13 protein-coding genes are annotated in these 13285 nt (G+C 63.4%); 8 read left to right on the top strand and 5 right to left on the bottom strand.

The annotated features are described in order from the left end of the window. Positions 1-6: 6 nt before the first annotated feature. Both DT069_RS19555 and DT069_RS19550 read left to right on the top strand, forming a co-directional pair. Positions 7-954, top strand: a complete 948-nt coding sequence (locus DT069_RS19555) for a glycosyltransferase (protein ID WP_162913300.1) — start codon at positions 7-9, stop codon at positions 952-954. Positions 955-963: 9 nt separating this feature from the next. Continuing rightward, positions 964-1806, top strand: a complete 843-nt coding sequence (locus DT069_RS19550; protein ID WP_119462006.1) for a glycosyltransferase family 2 protein — start codon at positions 964-966, stop codon at positions 1804-1806. Here the strand turns inward: DT069_RS19550 and DT069_RS19545 are convergent. The 4 genes from DT069_RS19545 to DT069_RS19530 all read right to left on the bottom strand — a co-directional run bounded on the left by DT069_RS19545 (position 1736) and on the right by DT069_RS19530 (position 7346). Beyond that, positions 1736-3031: a glycosyltransferase family 4 protein gene (locus tag DT069_RS19545; RefSeq protein WP_119462005.1), complete on the bottom strand. Its 1296-nt coding sequence runs from the start codon at positions 3029-3031 to the stop codon at positions 1736-1738. The two genes, DT069_RS19550 and DT069_RS19545, sit on opposite strands and share 71 nt — an antisense overlap. Positions 3032-3142: 111 nt before the next feature. Then, positions 3143-4102: an NAD-dependent epimerase/dehydratase family protein gene (locus tag DT069_RS19540; protein ID WP_119462092.1), complete on the bottom strand. Its 960-nt coding sequence runs from the start codon at positions 4100-4102 to the stop codon at positions 3143-3145. A 10-nt stretch (positions 4103-4112) separates the two neighbouring features. Next, positions 4113-6086, bottom strand: a complete 1974-nt coding sequence (locus DT069_RS19535; protein ID WP_425450395.1) for a polysaccharide biosynthesis protein — start codon at positions 6084-6086, stop codon at positions 4113-4115. A gap of 21 nt (positions 6087-6107) precedes the next feature. Further along, entirely contained in the window at positions 6108-7346 is a 1239-nt protein-coding gene (locus DT069_RS19530; RefSeq protein ID WP_162913299.1) for an O-antigen ligase family protein, read from the bottom strand. 324 nt (positions 7347-7670) lie between these two features. Here DT069_RS19530 and DT069_RS19525 point away from each other — a divergent pair, with 324 nt between their 5' ends. Beyond that, positions 7671-8120 (top strand): hypothetical protein, encoded by a 450-nt coding sequence (locus DT069_RS19525; protein WP_119462003.1) that lies wholly within the window; start codon positions 7671-7673, stop codon positions 8118-8120. A gap of 225 nt (positions 8121-8345) precedes the next feature. On the opposite strand, the gene DT069_RS19520 is transcribed toward DT069_RS19525, so the two are convergent. Beyond that, complete coding sequence (locus DT069_RS19520) at positions 8346-8576, bottom strand: hypothetical protein (RefSeq protein WP_119462002.1); 231 nt, start codon at positions 8574-8576, stop codon at positions 8346-8348. 224 nt (positions 8577-8800) lie between these two features. Between DT069_RS19520 and DT069_RS19515 the strand changes: the two genes are divergently transcribed. The 5 genes from DT069_RS19515 (at position 8801) to fhmpcd1 (ending at position 13277) form a co-directional block, all read left to right on the top strand. Next, entirely contained in the window at positions 8801-9934 is a 1134-nt protein-coding gene (locus DT069_RS19515) for a cupin domain-containing protein (RefSeq protein WP_162913298.1), read from the top strand. Between the two features lie 102 nt (positions 9935-10036). Beyond that, complete coding sequence (locus DT069_RS19510; protein ID WP_119462000.1) at positions 10037-11164, top strand: LVIVD repeat-containing protein; 1128 nt, start codon at positions 10037-10039, stop codon at positions 11162-11164. An 18-nt stretch (positions 11165-11182) separates the two neighbouring features. Beyond that, on the top strand, positions 11183-11587 hold the full coding sequence (locus DT069_RS19505; RefSeq protein ID WP_119461999.1) for a RidA family protein: 405 nt from the start codon (positions 11183-11185) through the stop codon (positions 11585-11587). Positions 11588-11648: 61 nt separating this feature from the next. Further along, positions 11649-12236, top strand: a complete 588-nt coding sequence (locus DT069_RS19500) for a glutathione S-transferase family protein (RefSeq protein ID WP_119461998.1) — start codon at positions 11649-11651, stop codon at positions 12234-12236. Positions 12237-12353: 117 nt separating this feature from the next. Then, on the top strand, positions 12354-13277 hold the full coding sequence (gene fhmpcd1, locus DT069_RS19495; protein ID WP_119461997.1) for a 5-formyl-3-hydroxy-2-methylpyridine 4-carboxylate 5-dehydrogenase: 924 nt from the start codon (positions 12354-12356) through the stop codon (positions 13275-13277). The last annotated feature ends 8 nt before the right edge of the window (positions 13278-13285 follow it).

Raw genomic sequence — 13285 nt, 5'->3', positions numbered from 1 at the left:
GGCGGGATGACTACACCGGTTCTCAGTGTCATCACGCCCTGCCTGAACCGGCGCGACATGATCGCCGAGGCGATCGAAAGCCTGCTCTCGGTCGGGCGTGATCTGCCGACCGAGCACATTATCGTCGATGGCGGTTCGACCGACGGCACGCGTGACGTGCTCATGCGCTATCCCCACCTGCGTGTGATCGAGGATCCTGGCAGCGGTGTCTATGACGCCTTGAACAGGGGCATTGCCGCGGCCCGGGGGTCGCTCATCGGCATTCTCAATTCCGACGATCTCTACGACGCAGAAGGTCTTGCATCCGCCCTTGCCGCAATCCAGGCCGACAGCAAGGCCGAATACGCCGTCGGGAACGCCGTTCTTTTCGATCGTTTGGCGAGCGGGGAAGATCGAATCATCACGAGCCTGTCGCCGATGGGACGCCCGAACCAACGCGCCCCCTATGCGCCGGAGCGCCTGCGAGAGGCGGTGACGGCCCCCCCTCTTGTCAACGCGCATATCTTCCGCCGTCATTTGCTCGACCGCGTCGGTGCATTTGATCAGCATTATCCGATCTCGGCCGATCGCGAGTTCATGCTGCGTCTGGTGCTCGCAGGTGCTGTCGGATGCCGTGTGAACCAGACCGTCTACCGCTATCGGCGCCATGCCGGCTCTTTGACGATGGATCGCGGCGGCAAAAGGCGCCGGCTGACTGCCGACGAGCATGTACGCATGGCGACCGCCTATCTTCAGCATCCTATGGCGGCGCGGCTGCCGCTGCGGCTGTGGCGCGCCCGCGAGGCGACGGTGCGGCTCTGGCGCGATCTTCGCCAGGCCGACCTCGGTGCAATCCGGCGGGACAGCCGCGCCCTGTGGCGTGACGACATTCTCTGGCCGGTCCTCGCCCTGTCGATCGCGCCCGTCGAACTGCCGAGAATTCTCGCTCGGCGCATTCGTTTCCGCGCCTTCTGAACGCAACCGATGCCGCAGATCAGCGTCGTCATCCCAACGCACAATCGTGCCGATGAGCTAGGCCGTGCCATTGGCAGCGTGCGGCAGCAGACATTTCCCGATGTCGAGATCGTCGTCGTCGACGACGGTTCAACGAATCCCGGTGCGCTGTCCTTCCTTGACACGCTCTCCGCCGATGTTGTCCTTATTCGACAAGCCCAGGCTGGGCCGGCGGCCGCGCGCAACACGGGCGTCCGCCATGCAGCGGGCCAATTCATCTTTTTTCTCGACAGCGATGACGAGCTCGCGCCGGAGTGCCTCGCCGCCTTATTCGAGGCTTTGCAGCGGCGGCCCGCCGAGGGCTTCGCCTATTCGCTCGTTCGCCTCGCCGGCAGCGCCAGCGGTATCATCGGCAGCGAACCGAACTTCTTTGAATGCCTGTTCGCAAACCGGCGCCCCTACGCCATGCTCATCGGCCGATCGGTATTCGAGGCCGCCGGCGGGTATGACGAGGCGATGCGGTTGGGCAACGAGGATTGGGAGTTCAATATCCGGCTCGGCCTCGCAGGGTATCACGGCGTTCGTGTCGATGAGCCGCTGCTCATCTATCAGATCGCGGAGAGCGGTCTGCATCAATCGGTCGGCGTGGATAACCTTGCGGCGGCGCGGCGCTATATCGAGCGCAAGCACCGCGACGTCTTCAAGCTACGCGCGCTGATCGACCTCTGGCTGCGGTGGCGCCGCGTTCCCTCCCGTCGCCCGCTCTTCGCCTATCTCTTCCTCTGGGCGGTCAGTCGATTGCTCACGCCCGAGGTCTACCGAGCGTGTGCGTTGATGCTGGCGAGAGTTCGGGAGCGGCGTCAGGCCGGGTGACCACCGATGCGCTGCCGGTCTCGTCAACGTTAGGCGGAGGCGATTGTGTCGGGCAAAGTTCCGTATATAGCGCCAGCATGGCATCCGTGACTTGGGCTTCGGTGAAGCCTTCGAGAATGCGTTGCCGAGCGGCCGTGCCCATCGCGTGACGGGTTGATGCGTCGGTGACGAGCGTAGCGAGTGCATCGGCGAGCGCCATTGCGTCGCCCGGCGGTACGATCAGGCCTTCTTTCTCGTGACGCACCAGCGTGCGACAGCCCGGCACGTCCGTCGTCACGATCGGCCGGCCGCAGGCTGCCGCCTCCAACAGGCATTTCGGCAGACCCTCGCCGCCGCGTGAAGGGAGCAACGCGATATCGGCCTGCTGCCAGATCTCGCGAACGTCATCGCAATGCCCCAGCCAACGAATGTTCTCAACGCCGCTCCACTGATTCAGGACCGATTCGGAGATCGCTCTGGGATTCTTCGAGTCCGGGGCGCCCACAAGGAGGAGGCGCAGTTGAATGCCGCGCCGCGCCAGATCCTCCTGTGCCTGCACCGCGACATCGATGCCCTTCGACCACAGCATGCGGGCGACGACCGCGGCCGTCGGGATGGCGTTCTTGGGCGGCGGAAATGCGCGGAAATGGTTGATGTCGACACCAGCGCCGCCAACGACTTTCAGCCGTGTGCCGAGGTTCGGTGCAAGCCACCGCATCGTCGCGGCATCGTCCGGGTTCTCAAGGAGGACGCGGCTGCGAGAGAGACGGGCGAGACCGCCGAGAATCCAGGTGACGAGAGGCCGCGTCAGGCGAGCTGGCAATGTCGGGGCCACCGACAGGTATCCCAGGCCGGTTACTGCGAGCACCATGCCCGGGGTCCGCGCGAGCAACGCGGCCAGCCCGCCCAGGAGAACGGGCTTTAGCGCGATGAGATGAACGATGTCCGCCCGCTCCCGACGCAAGAGCCGCGCGAGCCGCAGAACCTGAGCGAGGGATATCAGGGGATTGAACGAATCGCGGCGCAAGTCGAAGGGAAGCACGCGCAGGCCGTTGTCTTGCAGATGTTTACCACGAGATTGCGTGCGCGTGACGACCGTGACGCGGTATCCGGCTTCCAGCGCTTTGCGTGCGGCAGGAAGAAAATGCGAGGCGAAGAACCAGTCTTCGGTCACCACATACAACAGGTGAGGGGCGATCTGCTGCTTGGTGGAATGATCGCCTCTCTCATGCGCGCGCGCGTGCATCGTAACACTCTCCGGCCAGTTCGCTGCAGGTACAGAGGAACAGACGGCTGGGCCGCGCTCGACGCGAGCACGCTGCAGGCCCGTAGCCGCACTTCTGGTGAGCGCTCCCCTTTAGAGACCCCGCTGCGTCTTTACATACCACATCACGGTTTCGTAGAGGCCCGCCGAAAGATCATACGGAGAGCGCCAGTTCAGGCGATGGCGCAACGCGGCATCGTCGATCGCCAGATCAGCCAGCAAGCGGTCGACCAGCCCGGGTTGCCGAAGGAGGGTTCCGGCGAGCTTGAGTCCGGATGTCGGGAACGGCACCAGCCGGGCGCGCCGGCCGAGCGTCTCGCCGATGTCCCGGATCAGCGCCGGGGTCGATATGGCGGGTCTGTCGCAAATCAGATAGGTACCGCCGAGCGGACCGGGTGCCTCCAGGGTCTTCATGATCGCGTCCGTCAGATTACCGACGAAAAGCAGGCTGCGCCGATTACGGACGCTGGCGAGTGGTAGAGTCCGGCGCTGCCAGCAGAGGTCGAGGAGGGTGCGGAAATTGCCTTCCACCCCAGGGCCGTAGACGAGCGGAAGGCGGAGGCTGACCGCCTCCAGGCTGCTGCCGCGGGCGGCATCGGCGAGCGCCAGCTCGGCCTCGCGTTTCGATAGGCCATAGGGCGTGCCGGGGGCCGGAGGCGTTTCGTCATCGAGCGGTCCGCCGTCGCTGACGTCACGCAGCGCCTTGACGCTGCTGAGATGAACGAACCGCTTCACGCCAGCTGCTGCTGCTGCAACCGCAAGCCGGTGCGTTCCGGTAACGTTCGTCGCGCGGAAGGCCGCCAGCGGGTCGCTTGCGGTTTCCTGCATGACATGCACGCGCGCGGCGAGGTGGACCACATGATCGACGCCGTCCATCGCGGCCGACCAGTGGGTTGCGCCGTTGATGTCGCCGACGACGCAGTTCTCGAAGTCCGGCCACCGGGCCGTTTCACGGCGCAGGGCGAGGCGAACACGATAACCGCGATGGGCGAGGGCAGGGACGAGAGTCCGGCCGATGAAGCCGGTCGCGCCGGTAACAAGGACGCGCGTCATCGATTCGCGTTCATCGCGCGGCCCGGCGGTCCATCTCGTGGTCCATCTCATGGGCAAGCTTGGCCGGGGGAAGCCAGGTTTCGGTTGCCGCTGCCGCATAGTCCGGCACGGCGCGTCGGTGAATCATGGTAACCTGCTCGGCATCCCCGGCGCGCGCGGCCGCCTCGAGGTCGTCGATCATTCGGGTGATCGTCGTCCCGTCAAAAACCGCCGGAGAGCCGCAGAACACGCCGGCGGCTTCGGTCGGCGAGGGCATCTCGGCCGGATCGAAGAGCTCTTCGATCAGCTTTTCGCCCGGACGAAGGCCCGTATAGCGAATCGTGACGTCCCTTTCCGGATTCAGCCCCGCGAGCCGGATCATCTGGCGCGCTAGATCGACAATGCGCACCGGTTCGCCCATGTCGAGGATAAGGACCCGGCCGCGATCATCGGGACGCGTCAATCCGTAGGCGGAGGCTTGCAACACCAGCTCGACGGCCTCGCGAACGGTCATGAAGTACCGCTTCATCTCGGGATGCGTGATCGTGATCGGCCCGCCACGCGCCAATTGCTGGCGAAACAGCGGCACGACCGAGCCGCTCGACCCCAATACATTGCCGAAACGCACCGTCATCAGGCGCGTCCCGGACCGCTCGCCGCGCACATCCAGGGCCTGACAGTAGGCTTCGGCGATTCGCTTCGTCGCCCCCATTACACTGGTCGGCCGCACGGCTTTGTCGGTGGAAATCAGCACCATGGCGATCGTGCCGGTGGCCGCCGCTGCGTCGGCGACGTTGCGCGTTCCCACTACATTGGTCAGCACGCCCTCGCACGGGTTGGCTTCGACCACCGGAACATGCTTGAGCGCGGCCGCGTGGAAAACGAACTCCGGACGGTGCTTGGCGAACACCGTCGAGATCCGCTGCCGATCGCGCACGTCGCAAAACACCGTGGACAAAGGCGTGGCCGGATGGGTCTGCTGGACCTCGAGATCGATGGCATAGAGGTTGAATTCGCTATTATCGAGGAGCACCAGCCGGTCGGGCGCCAAGGCCGCGATCTGACGGCTCAGCTCGCTGCCGATCGTTCCCCCGGCTCCGGTCACCAGCACGCGCCGGCCCGCCACCAGCTCGCGGATTGCGGTGAGGTCGAGCGCCATCTGCGGCCGGCCGAGCAGATCCTCGATCGCGATCGGCTGCAGCTCTATATGGCCCGATCGGGCCATTTCTCTGAATTCGGTGGGGCGCGACATCCGGCTGATGGGGAGGCCGAGCCGCCCGCAGGTTTCAACCAGCCGTCGCATGGTCGGACCGTGGATCTTGGCGTCGTCCTGTGCCACGACGATGCGGTGCGGCCGGTCTCCGCTTCGCTGCAGTTTCTCTATCGCCTCTTCGAGGCCGTCAAGCGAAGCGATGACCGGCACACCTTGCAGTGTCCGGCCAACATGGGCGGGCTTGACGGCGATGATCCCCACGGCGCGATATGGGCATGATGGGGTCTTCGCCAGCGAACGCAGGAACAAATCCATTGCATCGCTGGTTCCGACCAGGACGATCGGGGTGCGTTTCTCGCCTGTCGCCGCGAGAGACAGGGCAAGCCGGCGGTCCTTTCTCAATCGATAGGCAAAGCGGGTACCGCCCATCAGGACCAGGGTAATGAACCACTGAATGACCGGCACCGAGCGTGGAATTGGATCGAGGCGGTTGACGAGGAAGAGAACAAGCAGGAAGACGACGATCACCGCCGTCACGGCCTTGGTGAGTTGGATCAGGTCGTTGATGGAAGCGTAGCGCCAGATGCCGCGATAGAGGCGGAGGGTGGGAAGCGTTACGGCGCCGATGGCCAAGATCAGCGGCAGCGACGCCAGCGTCGCATCGAGATAGGGGCCGAACAGTAGGGAACCGACGCGCAGGTACATCGCTGCCACGAAGCCGATCCCGACCATCATCAGGTCGTGGATATACGCACAGGCGGCGCGTTTGGTCAGGAGCGTCGGTCGTCGCAATCGATCATCCTCTCGTGATGCTCAAGCGGTGCTCCGCCATAAGGACGGTTCATTCACGCGGCCGGCCGGCCGAAACGGCGCGACGACAAGAAGGACCACGGCCAGCAGCCATGCCGTCGCCAACCACCAGTTCTGCCAAGCGCCCCGGCTGATTTGTGCGTATACGAGATAGCAGGTCAATGTCGCCGCCGCCGTTGCGGCGGTGGCACGGTCGTCGGAATTCCGCCACAGCCAGCGAAACAGGAGGAAGCCGAAGCCCACGACCAGCAGCGCCCCGATGCCTCCCAGTTCGATCCAGAGCTGGAGCGAGAGATTGTGCGGATGCAGTGCAAGCGTGCCGCCTGAAAAGATCTCGCTCTCGGCAATGCGGCCGAGGACGCGCGTCGCGTCGAACCCCCAGCCGGCCAGCGGCCGCTCTGCTGCCTTCTCGGCCGCGAACTGCCAGATCTCGATGCGGTGCTGCCAGGACAGCGGCAGATATTCCGCGTTCGCCTCGATATTTGCCGTGCTGGCCAGAATGGGCGGCAGCAGCGGCGCCGCGATGATGCTGACCGCGAAGGCGCCGAAAAGTAGCCCGAGCGTCGTTCGGGGCCAAGCATAGACGAGCAGGAATACCGCCATGCCGAAGCCGATGGCCACCGTCGAGGCGGTGATCCATTGAAATCCCAGAACCAAGGGGATCGGCAGGAAGAGCAAGAGGGCAAGGCGATGGCCCTTCAGCCGCGCGACAGCTAGGAGCGCGGGCCAACAGAATACCGTGAGCAGCGTTGCGCCATAAGACAGCGGCGCGCCGTTCTTGCGTGCAATGAGCGTCTCCATGTCCATTCCCCGGACCAGCCGGGTCAGGGCGGCGTCGCTTACCGTCTCGATGGCGAGGAGCAGCAGCATGATGGCGCCACCGAGCGCGACGCCGCACACCGCCACCTGCCGCTCGGACAAGGTCATCCGGGCCGCAGCCGTCACGCAGACCAATCCTGCGGCGAACAGCAGAGTGCAACGCGCAACAAGCGTGATGCTGCGCATCGGGTCCGGTGCCCAGGCCGAGGACAAGGCGGCCCAGAGAAGGAAGGCAACGAGTGCCAAGGAAAGCGGAGTCGCCAGTGCTTGGAGCGCATTGCGGCGCTGCGCCTGCGACAGAGCGAGAACGAGGCCAGTGACCGCGAGAATCACCACGGTTCCCTTGCTGGCAAAAATCGCCACCGGCGCCAACGCCAGCGCCAGTGTCGCGAGCGCCGCTCCGGGGCGATTTGTCAGCGCCAAGGATCGATCAGCGGCTTCTTGCCACGACACATTGAATTCCCCTGCGACATGCGCTCCCGCAGACTCCATGATCATGCCGGCGGGAACGGCTGGACGTTATTTCGGCGGGCGAGGTTAATCAAGATCAAAAGTCAGCTTAAACTAGGATTTCTGCGGCTTTTGAAATCCCAAATGTCATCCAATGACCGAAGCGAGGGAGCGATCACTTCCGGCGCTTGGTTGATTGATTCACAAGAAAGAGGTAATCCGAAGGACGCGGGATGGTTCAAGACGTGCATCTGCGGCAGCGGACATGTCTGTGCAGGATGACCGGAAGGGGGCATCATGGAAGCGGCGCTCATTGGCTTCGTGGCCGGCGTTGTCGGCGCCGCGGCCTTGAATATTGTCCTTTCTCCGCTGTGGGATCTTTCTGGTCTGCGCAACCGGATCTATGTCGAGCTGCTCCTGTGCGCTCCGATCAGACCAGAAGCCTATGATCGCCTCGACTTGAACCATAATGTGGCGAAACTGCGGGTGTTAGCGGCAGAATTGCAGAGCTTCGACCGGTCGGCGACACGTTTGACGCGCGCACTGATAACTCGGAAGGGCTATGACCTGCCTGCTGCGGTCGAGGCCTTGATCGGCCTTTCGAACAGCCTTACGGAAGGCGCGGACGGGGTGCGGGGCTATCTGGCGCATGCCAGGAATGCACTACGGATTCCCGATATCGGCTTCCCGGTAAGCGGCAGTCCTGACGACCATGCCGGGTATCGCGTTGCAAAATCCGAGACGTGAATTTTTCGTCGCGGCTAAAGGCAGTTCTTCCGGATGGGAGTTCCGAGAGGGTCGTGCATGCAACGCGTCCAGCGTATAACGCGCGCGAACTAAAGAAGGCATAACGTCTGACCGGAATCAGGCGCATTCGAGCGTCGTTGATCATGTGCCCTCACGGCCGTCCGAGGTTGCCTGGTAACGGTGCTTGCGGGGCTCCGCAACCAAATCAAGCCAGAGCCGCGCACACTACGATATTTCGAGCATCAGCCGCAGAATGTCGCTTCGCCGGTGCCGCACCTGCGACAAGGGATCGGCCGCCGACCAGTCGGCCCGATGCTCTTTCACGGAGCGGATCGCCCGCCGCAGGTCTTGTCCGCCAAGCCCGTGATGGCGCGTCAGTGGTTGCGGTTGCGGCTGAGTGGTACCGGGAAAGGTGCGATCTCGCGCGATGCCGCCGGCGCGCACGTCACCTTTCATCGTCCAAGAGATCGAGATTTCAAGCTGGTTTCGTAGTATGACGCACCAATTTTAGCGCGCATGGTTCGGTCGCCTTCAATCCTTTTGACTTTGGTCGCGGCCGACGTTTACTATGCGCCGCGCCGCGCAGAGGGGTGCGCACCAATAGAATCCGAGTGGTCCCGATTTGGCGTGGACCGTCACCCCGTAAGGTTGCGGCGGCGCAGACTATGGCAGAGGATCGCATGGCAGACAGAAGCAATCTCAAAGCGGCCTTGGAACAGCTTTACGCCGATGTACACAGCGGCAACATGTTCCCGTTCTGGGCAACGACGACGGACGTGCCCAACGACGAAATCCGGCAGCTCATGCAGTCGCGACGGGCCATCCCCTTCGTCTGGAGCTATGACGCGCTCATCGGCCCTCTGCTGAAACGGTCGGCCGACCTTATCAGCACTGCGGATTCCGAGCGACGGTCGCTGATCCTCATCAATCCCGGTTTGGCGCCGACGCGCGCGACCGTATCCACGATGTACAGCTCGTACCGCCTCAACGATCCGAACGAGGTGATGCCGCCGCACCGCCACTCGCCGAACGCGATCCGGTTCGGCCTGACCGGACACCAGAACTTCACGGGCGTGGAGGGCGAGGACATCGTCTTCGGTCCGGGGGATATGGTCCTGACGCCGCACGACACCTGGCACAACCACGGAAATAAGGGCGGTGAGCCCGCCGTTAACCTTTCGGTCCTCGACCTTCCGCTCGTCGAGGTGTTGAACGCTATCTACTTCGAGCATGACTATAAGGAGAAGGAAGGCGACGCTCTGGTAAAGAAGAAGGAGCAGTCGGCGCGCTTCACGTCCGACTACTCGCAGCGCGTCTATGGCCGCGGCGGCTATATGCCGAGATTCGTCTCGCATGACCGGGGCACCGGCGCCGCCTCTCCCATGTATGTCTATCGGTGGGAGCCGATGCGCGAGTTCCTTGAGGAGCACAAGGATTGGGACGGCGATCCGTACGATGGTCTCAAGATCGAATACATCGATCCGACCAACGGCCAGCCGATCTTCAAGACGATGACGTTCTTCGCGCAGATGCTGCGTGCCGGCGAGAAGACGTTGCCGCTGAAGCAGACCGCGAGCCTTCTGGTCACGCCCTTCGAGGGGCCGAAGGGCTATTCCCTCGTCGATGGGCAGCGCCACGAGTGGGGGCTGTTCGACACTCTCGCCGTGCCCGGCGGAAGCTGGTGCCAGCATGTCAACGACACGAGCGAGTCGGTGATCCTGTTCGTCGCCAGCGACGAGCCGGCTCTGACGAAGCTCGGCCTGTTCAAGCGGTGGGGACAGACCCGGGACGGCGACACGATCCGCCTCGACTAAGGGGCAGGCGGCTGTCGGACGCCGGTTCCGGCCATGCCGTCTTCCGGAATAGCGTAATTTTCGGGGCGGCCGCCAATCGCCGCACCAGGCAACGGGAAATCCATGAGCAAAGCAAAGAACGCGAAACTGATCGGCCATATCGACTGCCCGGGGGGCGGTCAGGTGTGGGTCGACGGCGACACGCTGTATGTCGGCCATATGCGCAATCCCAGCGGCACGTCGATCTACGATATCGCCGATCCCAGGAACCCGAAGCTCCTTCACCGTATCGACGTGCCTGAAGGATGGCACTCGCACAAGGTCCGGGTCGCCGACGGGCTGATGGTCGTGAACCATGAACGGTTCGGTCAGGACAATCCGGAGTTCGGTGGCGGGATTGCCATCTACGATGTTCAGAATCCGGCCGAGCCCAGGCAGATCGGCAAGTGGATGACGGAAGGCAAGGGCGTTCATCGGTACGACTTCGACGGCCGCTACGCCTATATCTCGCCGACCGCCAAAGGATATGTCGGCAATATCGCCATGATCCTCGACCTGAAGGATCCGACCAAGCCCGAGGAGGTGGGGCGCTGGTGGATTCCGGGCCAGTGGGAAGCCGGCGGTGAGGATTATCCGTGGGCCAACTGGGTGCCGCCGCGCTGTCACCATCCCTTGCGGGTCGGCAATCGCCTGTATGTGAGCTACTGGCATCATGGCTTCTTCATCCTGGACATCAGCGACATGAGCAAACCGACGCTGATATCCGCACGGAATACGAGCACCTCCTTCCCGCATCCGACCCACACCTGCCTCAAGATGCCGATGACGCTGAAGGGCCGCGACGTCATGCTCGTCGCCGACGAGGACGTGGCGAAGCTCTACCCGTCCGCGCCGGCTTTCACTTGGATCTATGACATTACCGACGAGTTCAACCCGACGCCCATTTCGACCTTCCAAGTGGAGGGAGTCGATCGGGACGGCAGCCCGCAGCAGCCGATGACCGGCTGTCATCAGCCGTCCGAGCGGTTTGCCGGCGGTACGGTCGTTCCTTTCGCCTGGTTCGCGCAGGGGCTTCGTCTCATCGATGTGGCCGATCCGTTCGCCCCGAAGGAGGTCGGCTATTTCGAGCCGGATGCGCCGCAGGGCTTCGAGCGCTCCTCCTCGAACGACGTGACGCTTGACGGGCGTGGGCTCGTCTATCTGATCGATCGCCAGCGCGGCGTCGATATCATCGAGACAACGGTTCTGTAAGCAAGAAGAGAGGCAGCAATGGCCGAGTCGGCGACGGGCGCAAACCCGAACATCACCCCCATCGGCAAGAAGAATCCGAACCTCCCGTTCCATCCGGGCGTAAGGGCGGGCGATTTCATCTTCGTCTCGGGGCAGGTGGCCAAGGACGAGAACGGAAACATGTGCGGCGGCACGATCGAGGAGCAGACCCGCTGGACGATCGAGTCCATCCGGCGCGTCCTGAATGCCGCCGGCGCGGACTTGTCCGACGTCGTCAAGATCACCGTCTATCTCGAGGATGCCCGCAATTTCGGGCGGTACAACCGGGTTTTCGCGGAATACTTCCCCAACGGAAACATTTCACGTACGACCGTGGAAGCGCGCGCCGCGATCGACACCAAGATCGAGATGGACGCCATCGCCTACAAGCCGGTCAATTCCTAAGAATCTAACGAAGCAAGGCCCTGGAAGCCTCCGGCTCCGGGCAGCGAAATGGAGAAGCTACATGAAAGTCCTCGGCCGAAAGACCTCGGGAAACGTGCAGAAGGTTTTGTTCCTCCTGGAGGAATTGGGGGTGGATTACATTCGGGAAGATTACGGCCGTCAGTTCGGTAACACCGGCGATGCGGCGTACCTGTCGCTGAACCCAAACGGCAAGGTCCCGACGTTCATCGACGGTGATCTTGTGATCTGGGAATCCAATACGATCCTGCGCTACGTGGCGGCGAAGACCGGCTCCGCGCTTTATCCCACGGATTTGGCCGCCCGAACCCAGGTCGAGCGCTGGATGGACTGGCTCCTCGCCAGCCTTAATGACAGCTATGTCACGATCTTCAAGGCGGCCAAGGGCGGCGACACCGTGCCGGAGGGGGCTGCGAAGACCATGGTCGACTGCTTGAAGATCATGGACGGGCATCTTGCCAAGAATGCCTACCTCGCCGGCGATGCTTTCACGATCGCTGACATCTGCCTGGCGCCCATCGTCCACCGTTGCATCAACTTCCCGGTCGCACTTCCCGAGCTGCCCGCTCTCAAGGGCTGGCACAAGCGCCTTTCCGAGCGGCCGGCCTTCGGGAAAGTGGTGGCAGCCTAGGACACAATGGAACGAGGCCGGGCCCGGCAGCACGGGACCGGCCTCGGTGCCTATCGGCAGTGCAGGGCCTTGGCGGGGCCGAGTGAAAAAGAAACGAACAGGTTCGGGGACGGATTAATGACAACCGTGGCGATCATCGGACTGGGAACAATGGGGGCCGGCATGGCCGCCACGATCGCACGGGCCGGCATGACCGTGCGGGCCCACGACATCAAGCCGGAAGCGATTGAGAAGGCACGCGACAGCCTCCCGATCATCACCCGCATCCTCGACGAGCTCGACATGCCGAACAAGGGCGACGGAACGGCCGTCGCCTTTGCCGACACTGTCGAGGAGACAGTCGCGGGCGCCGACATGGTCATCGAGAACGTCCCGGAAAGGCTTGATCTCAAGCTGGAGCTGTTCCGGCAGCTCGACCGGCTGGTATCGTCCGATTGCGTTCTCGCATCCGATACCTCGGGGATCCCGATTACCAAGCTTCAGCAGGCCGTTTCGGCGCCCGAGCGGGTGATCGGCATGCACTGGTCCAACCCACCGCATCTGATCCCGATGATCGAGGTGATCGCCGGCGCGCATACCAGTGCGGAAACCAGGGATTGGCTGGTCAAGTTCATCGAGGGCCTTAGCCTGCGCCCGGTGGTGGTGAAGCAGGATGTCCCCGGCTTCGTCGAGAACCGCATCCTTTACGCGATCATGCGGGAGGCGGTGGATCTCGTCGAGCGCGGCGTCATCGAGCCGGAGGGGTTGGACACCTGCGTATCGTGGGGCATCGGCTACAAACTGGCCATCATCGGCCCCATGGCGCTTCTGGACATGGCCGGGCTGGACATCTACCAGTCCGTCGGCAGCTACCTGAACGCCGATTTGTGCACGCGCGACGATGTCGCCGGTTATGTCACGGACCGAACGGCCGAGGGCAAGCTGGGCGTCAAGAGCGGTGCAGGGATCTTCCAATACACACCGGAGGAAATCGAGCGACTCCGCGCCGAGAGAGCGCGACGCTTCGTGGCCGTGCGCCGCGCGCTCGAGCGGGAGCCCTGATCGGCGGA

It is taken from the genome of Virgifigura deserti (genome assembly GCA_003576685.1).
In the GTDB taxonomy this organism is placed as follows: domain Bacteria; phylum Pseudomonadota; class Alphaproteobacteria; order Dongiales; family Dongiaceae; genus Virgifigura; species Virgifigura deserti.
The sequence above is the reverse complement of the archived record's forward strand: the minus strand, read 5'-3'. Positions and strand labels throughout refer to the sequence as shown.

Excerpts from the sequence above, each read along its gene's own strand:
- DT069_RS19555 (WP_162913300.1), top strand. The coding sequence starts at position 7 with ATGACTACACCGGTTCTCAGTGTCATCACGCCCTGCCTGAACCGGCGC.
- DT069_RS19550 (WP_119462006.1), top strand. The coding sequence starts at position 964 with ATGCCGCAGATCAGCGTCGTCATCCCAACGCACAATCGTGCCGATGAG.
- DT069_RS19545 (WP_119462005.1), bottom strand. The coding sequence starts at position 3,031 with ATGCACGCGCGCGCGCATGAGAGAGGCGATCATTCCACCAAGCAGCAG.
- DT069_RS19540 (WP_119462092.1), bottom strand. The coding sequence starts at position 4,102 with ATGACGCGCGTCCTTGTTACCGGCGCGACCGGCTTCATCGGCCGGACT.
- DT069_RS19525 (WP_119462003.1), top strand. The coding sequence starts at position 7,671 with ATGGAAGCGGCGCTCATTGGCTTCGTGGCCGGCGTTGTCGGCGCCGCG.
- DT069_RS19520 (WP_119462002.1), bottom strand. The coding sequence starts at position 8,576 with ATGAAAGGTGACGTGCGCGCCGGCGGCATCGCGCGAGATCGCACCTTT.
- DT069_RS19515 (WP_162913298.1), top strand. The coding sequence starts at position 8,801 with ATGGCAGACAGAAGCAATCTCAAAGCGGCCTTGGAACAGCTTTACGCC.
- DT069_RS19510 (WP_119462000.1), top strand. The coding sequence starts at position 10,037 with ATGAGCAAAGCAAAGAACGCGAAACTGATCGGCCATATCGACTGCCCG.
- DT069_RS19505 (WP_119461999.1), top strand. The coding sequence starts at position 11,183 with ATGGCCGAGTCGGCGACGGGCGCAAACCCGAACATCACCCCCATCGGC.
- DT069_RS19500 (WP_119461998.1), top strand. The coding sequence starts at position 11,649 with ATGAAAGTCCTCGGCCGAAAGACCTCGGGAAACGTGCAGAAGGTTTTG.
- fhmpcd1 (WP_119461997.1), top strand. The coding sequence starts at position 12,354 with ATGACAACCGTGGCGATCATCGGACTGGGAACAATGGGGGCCGGCATG.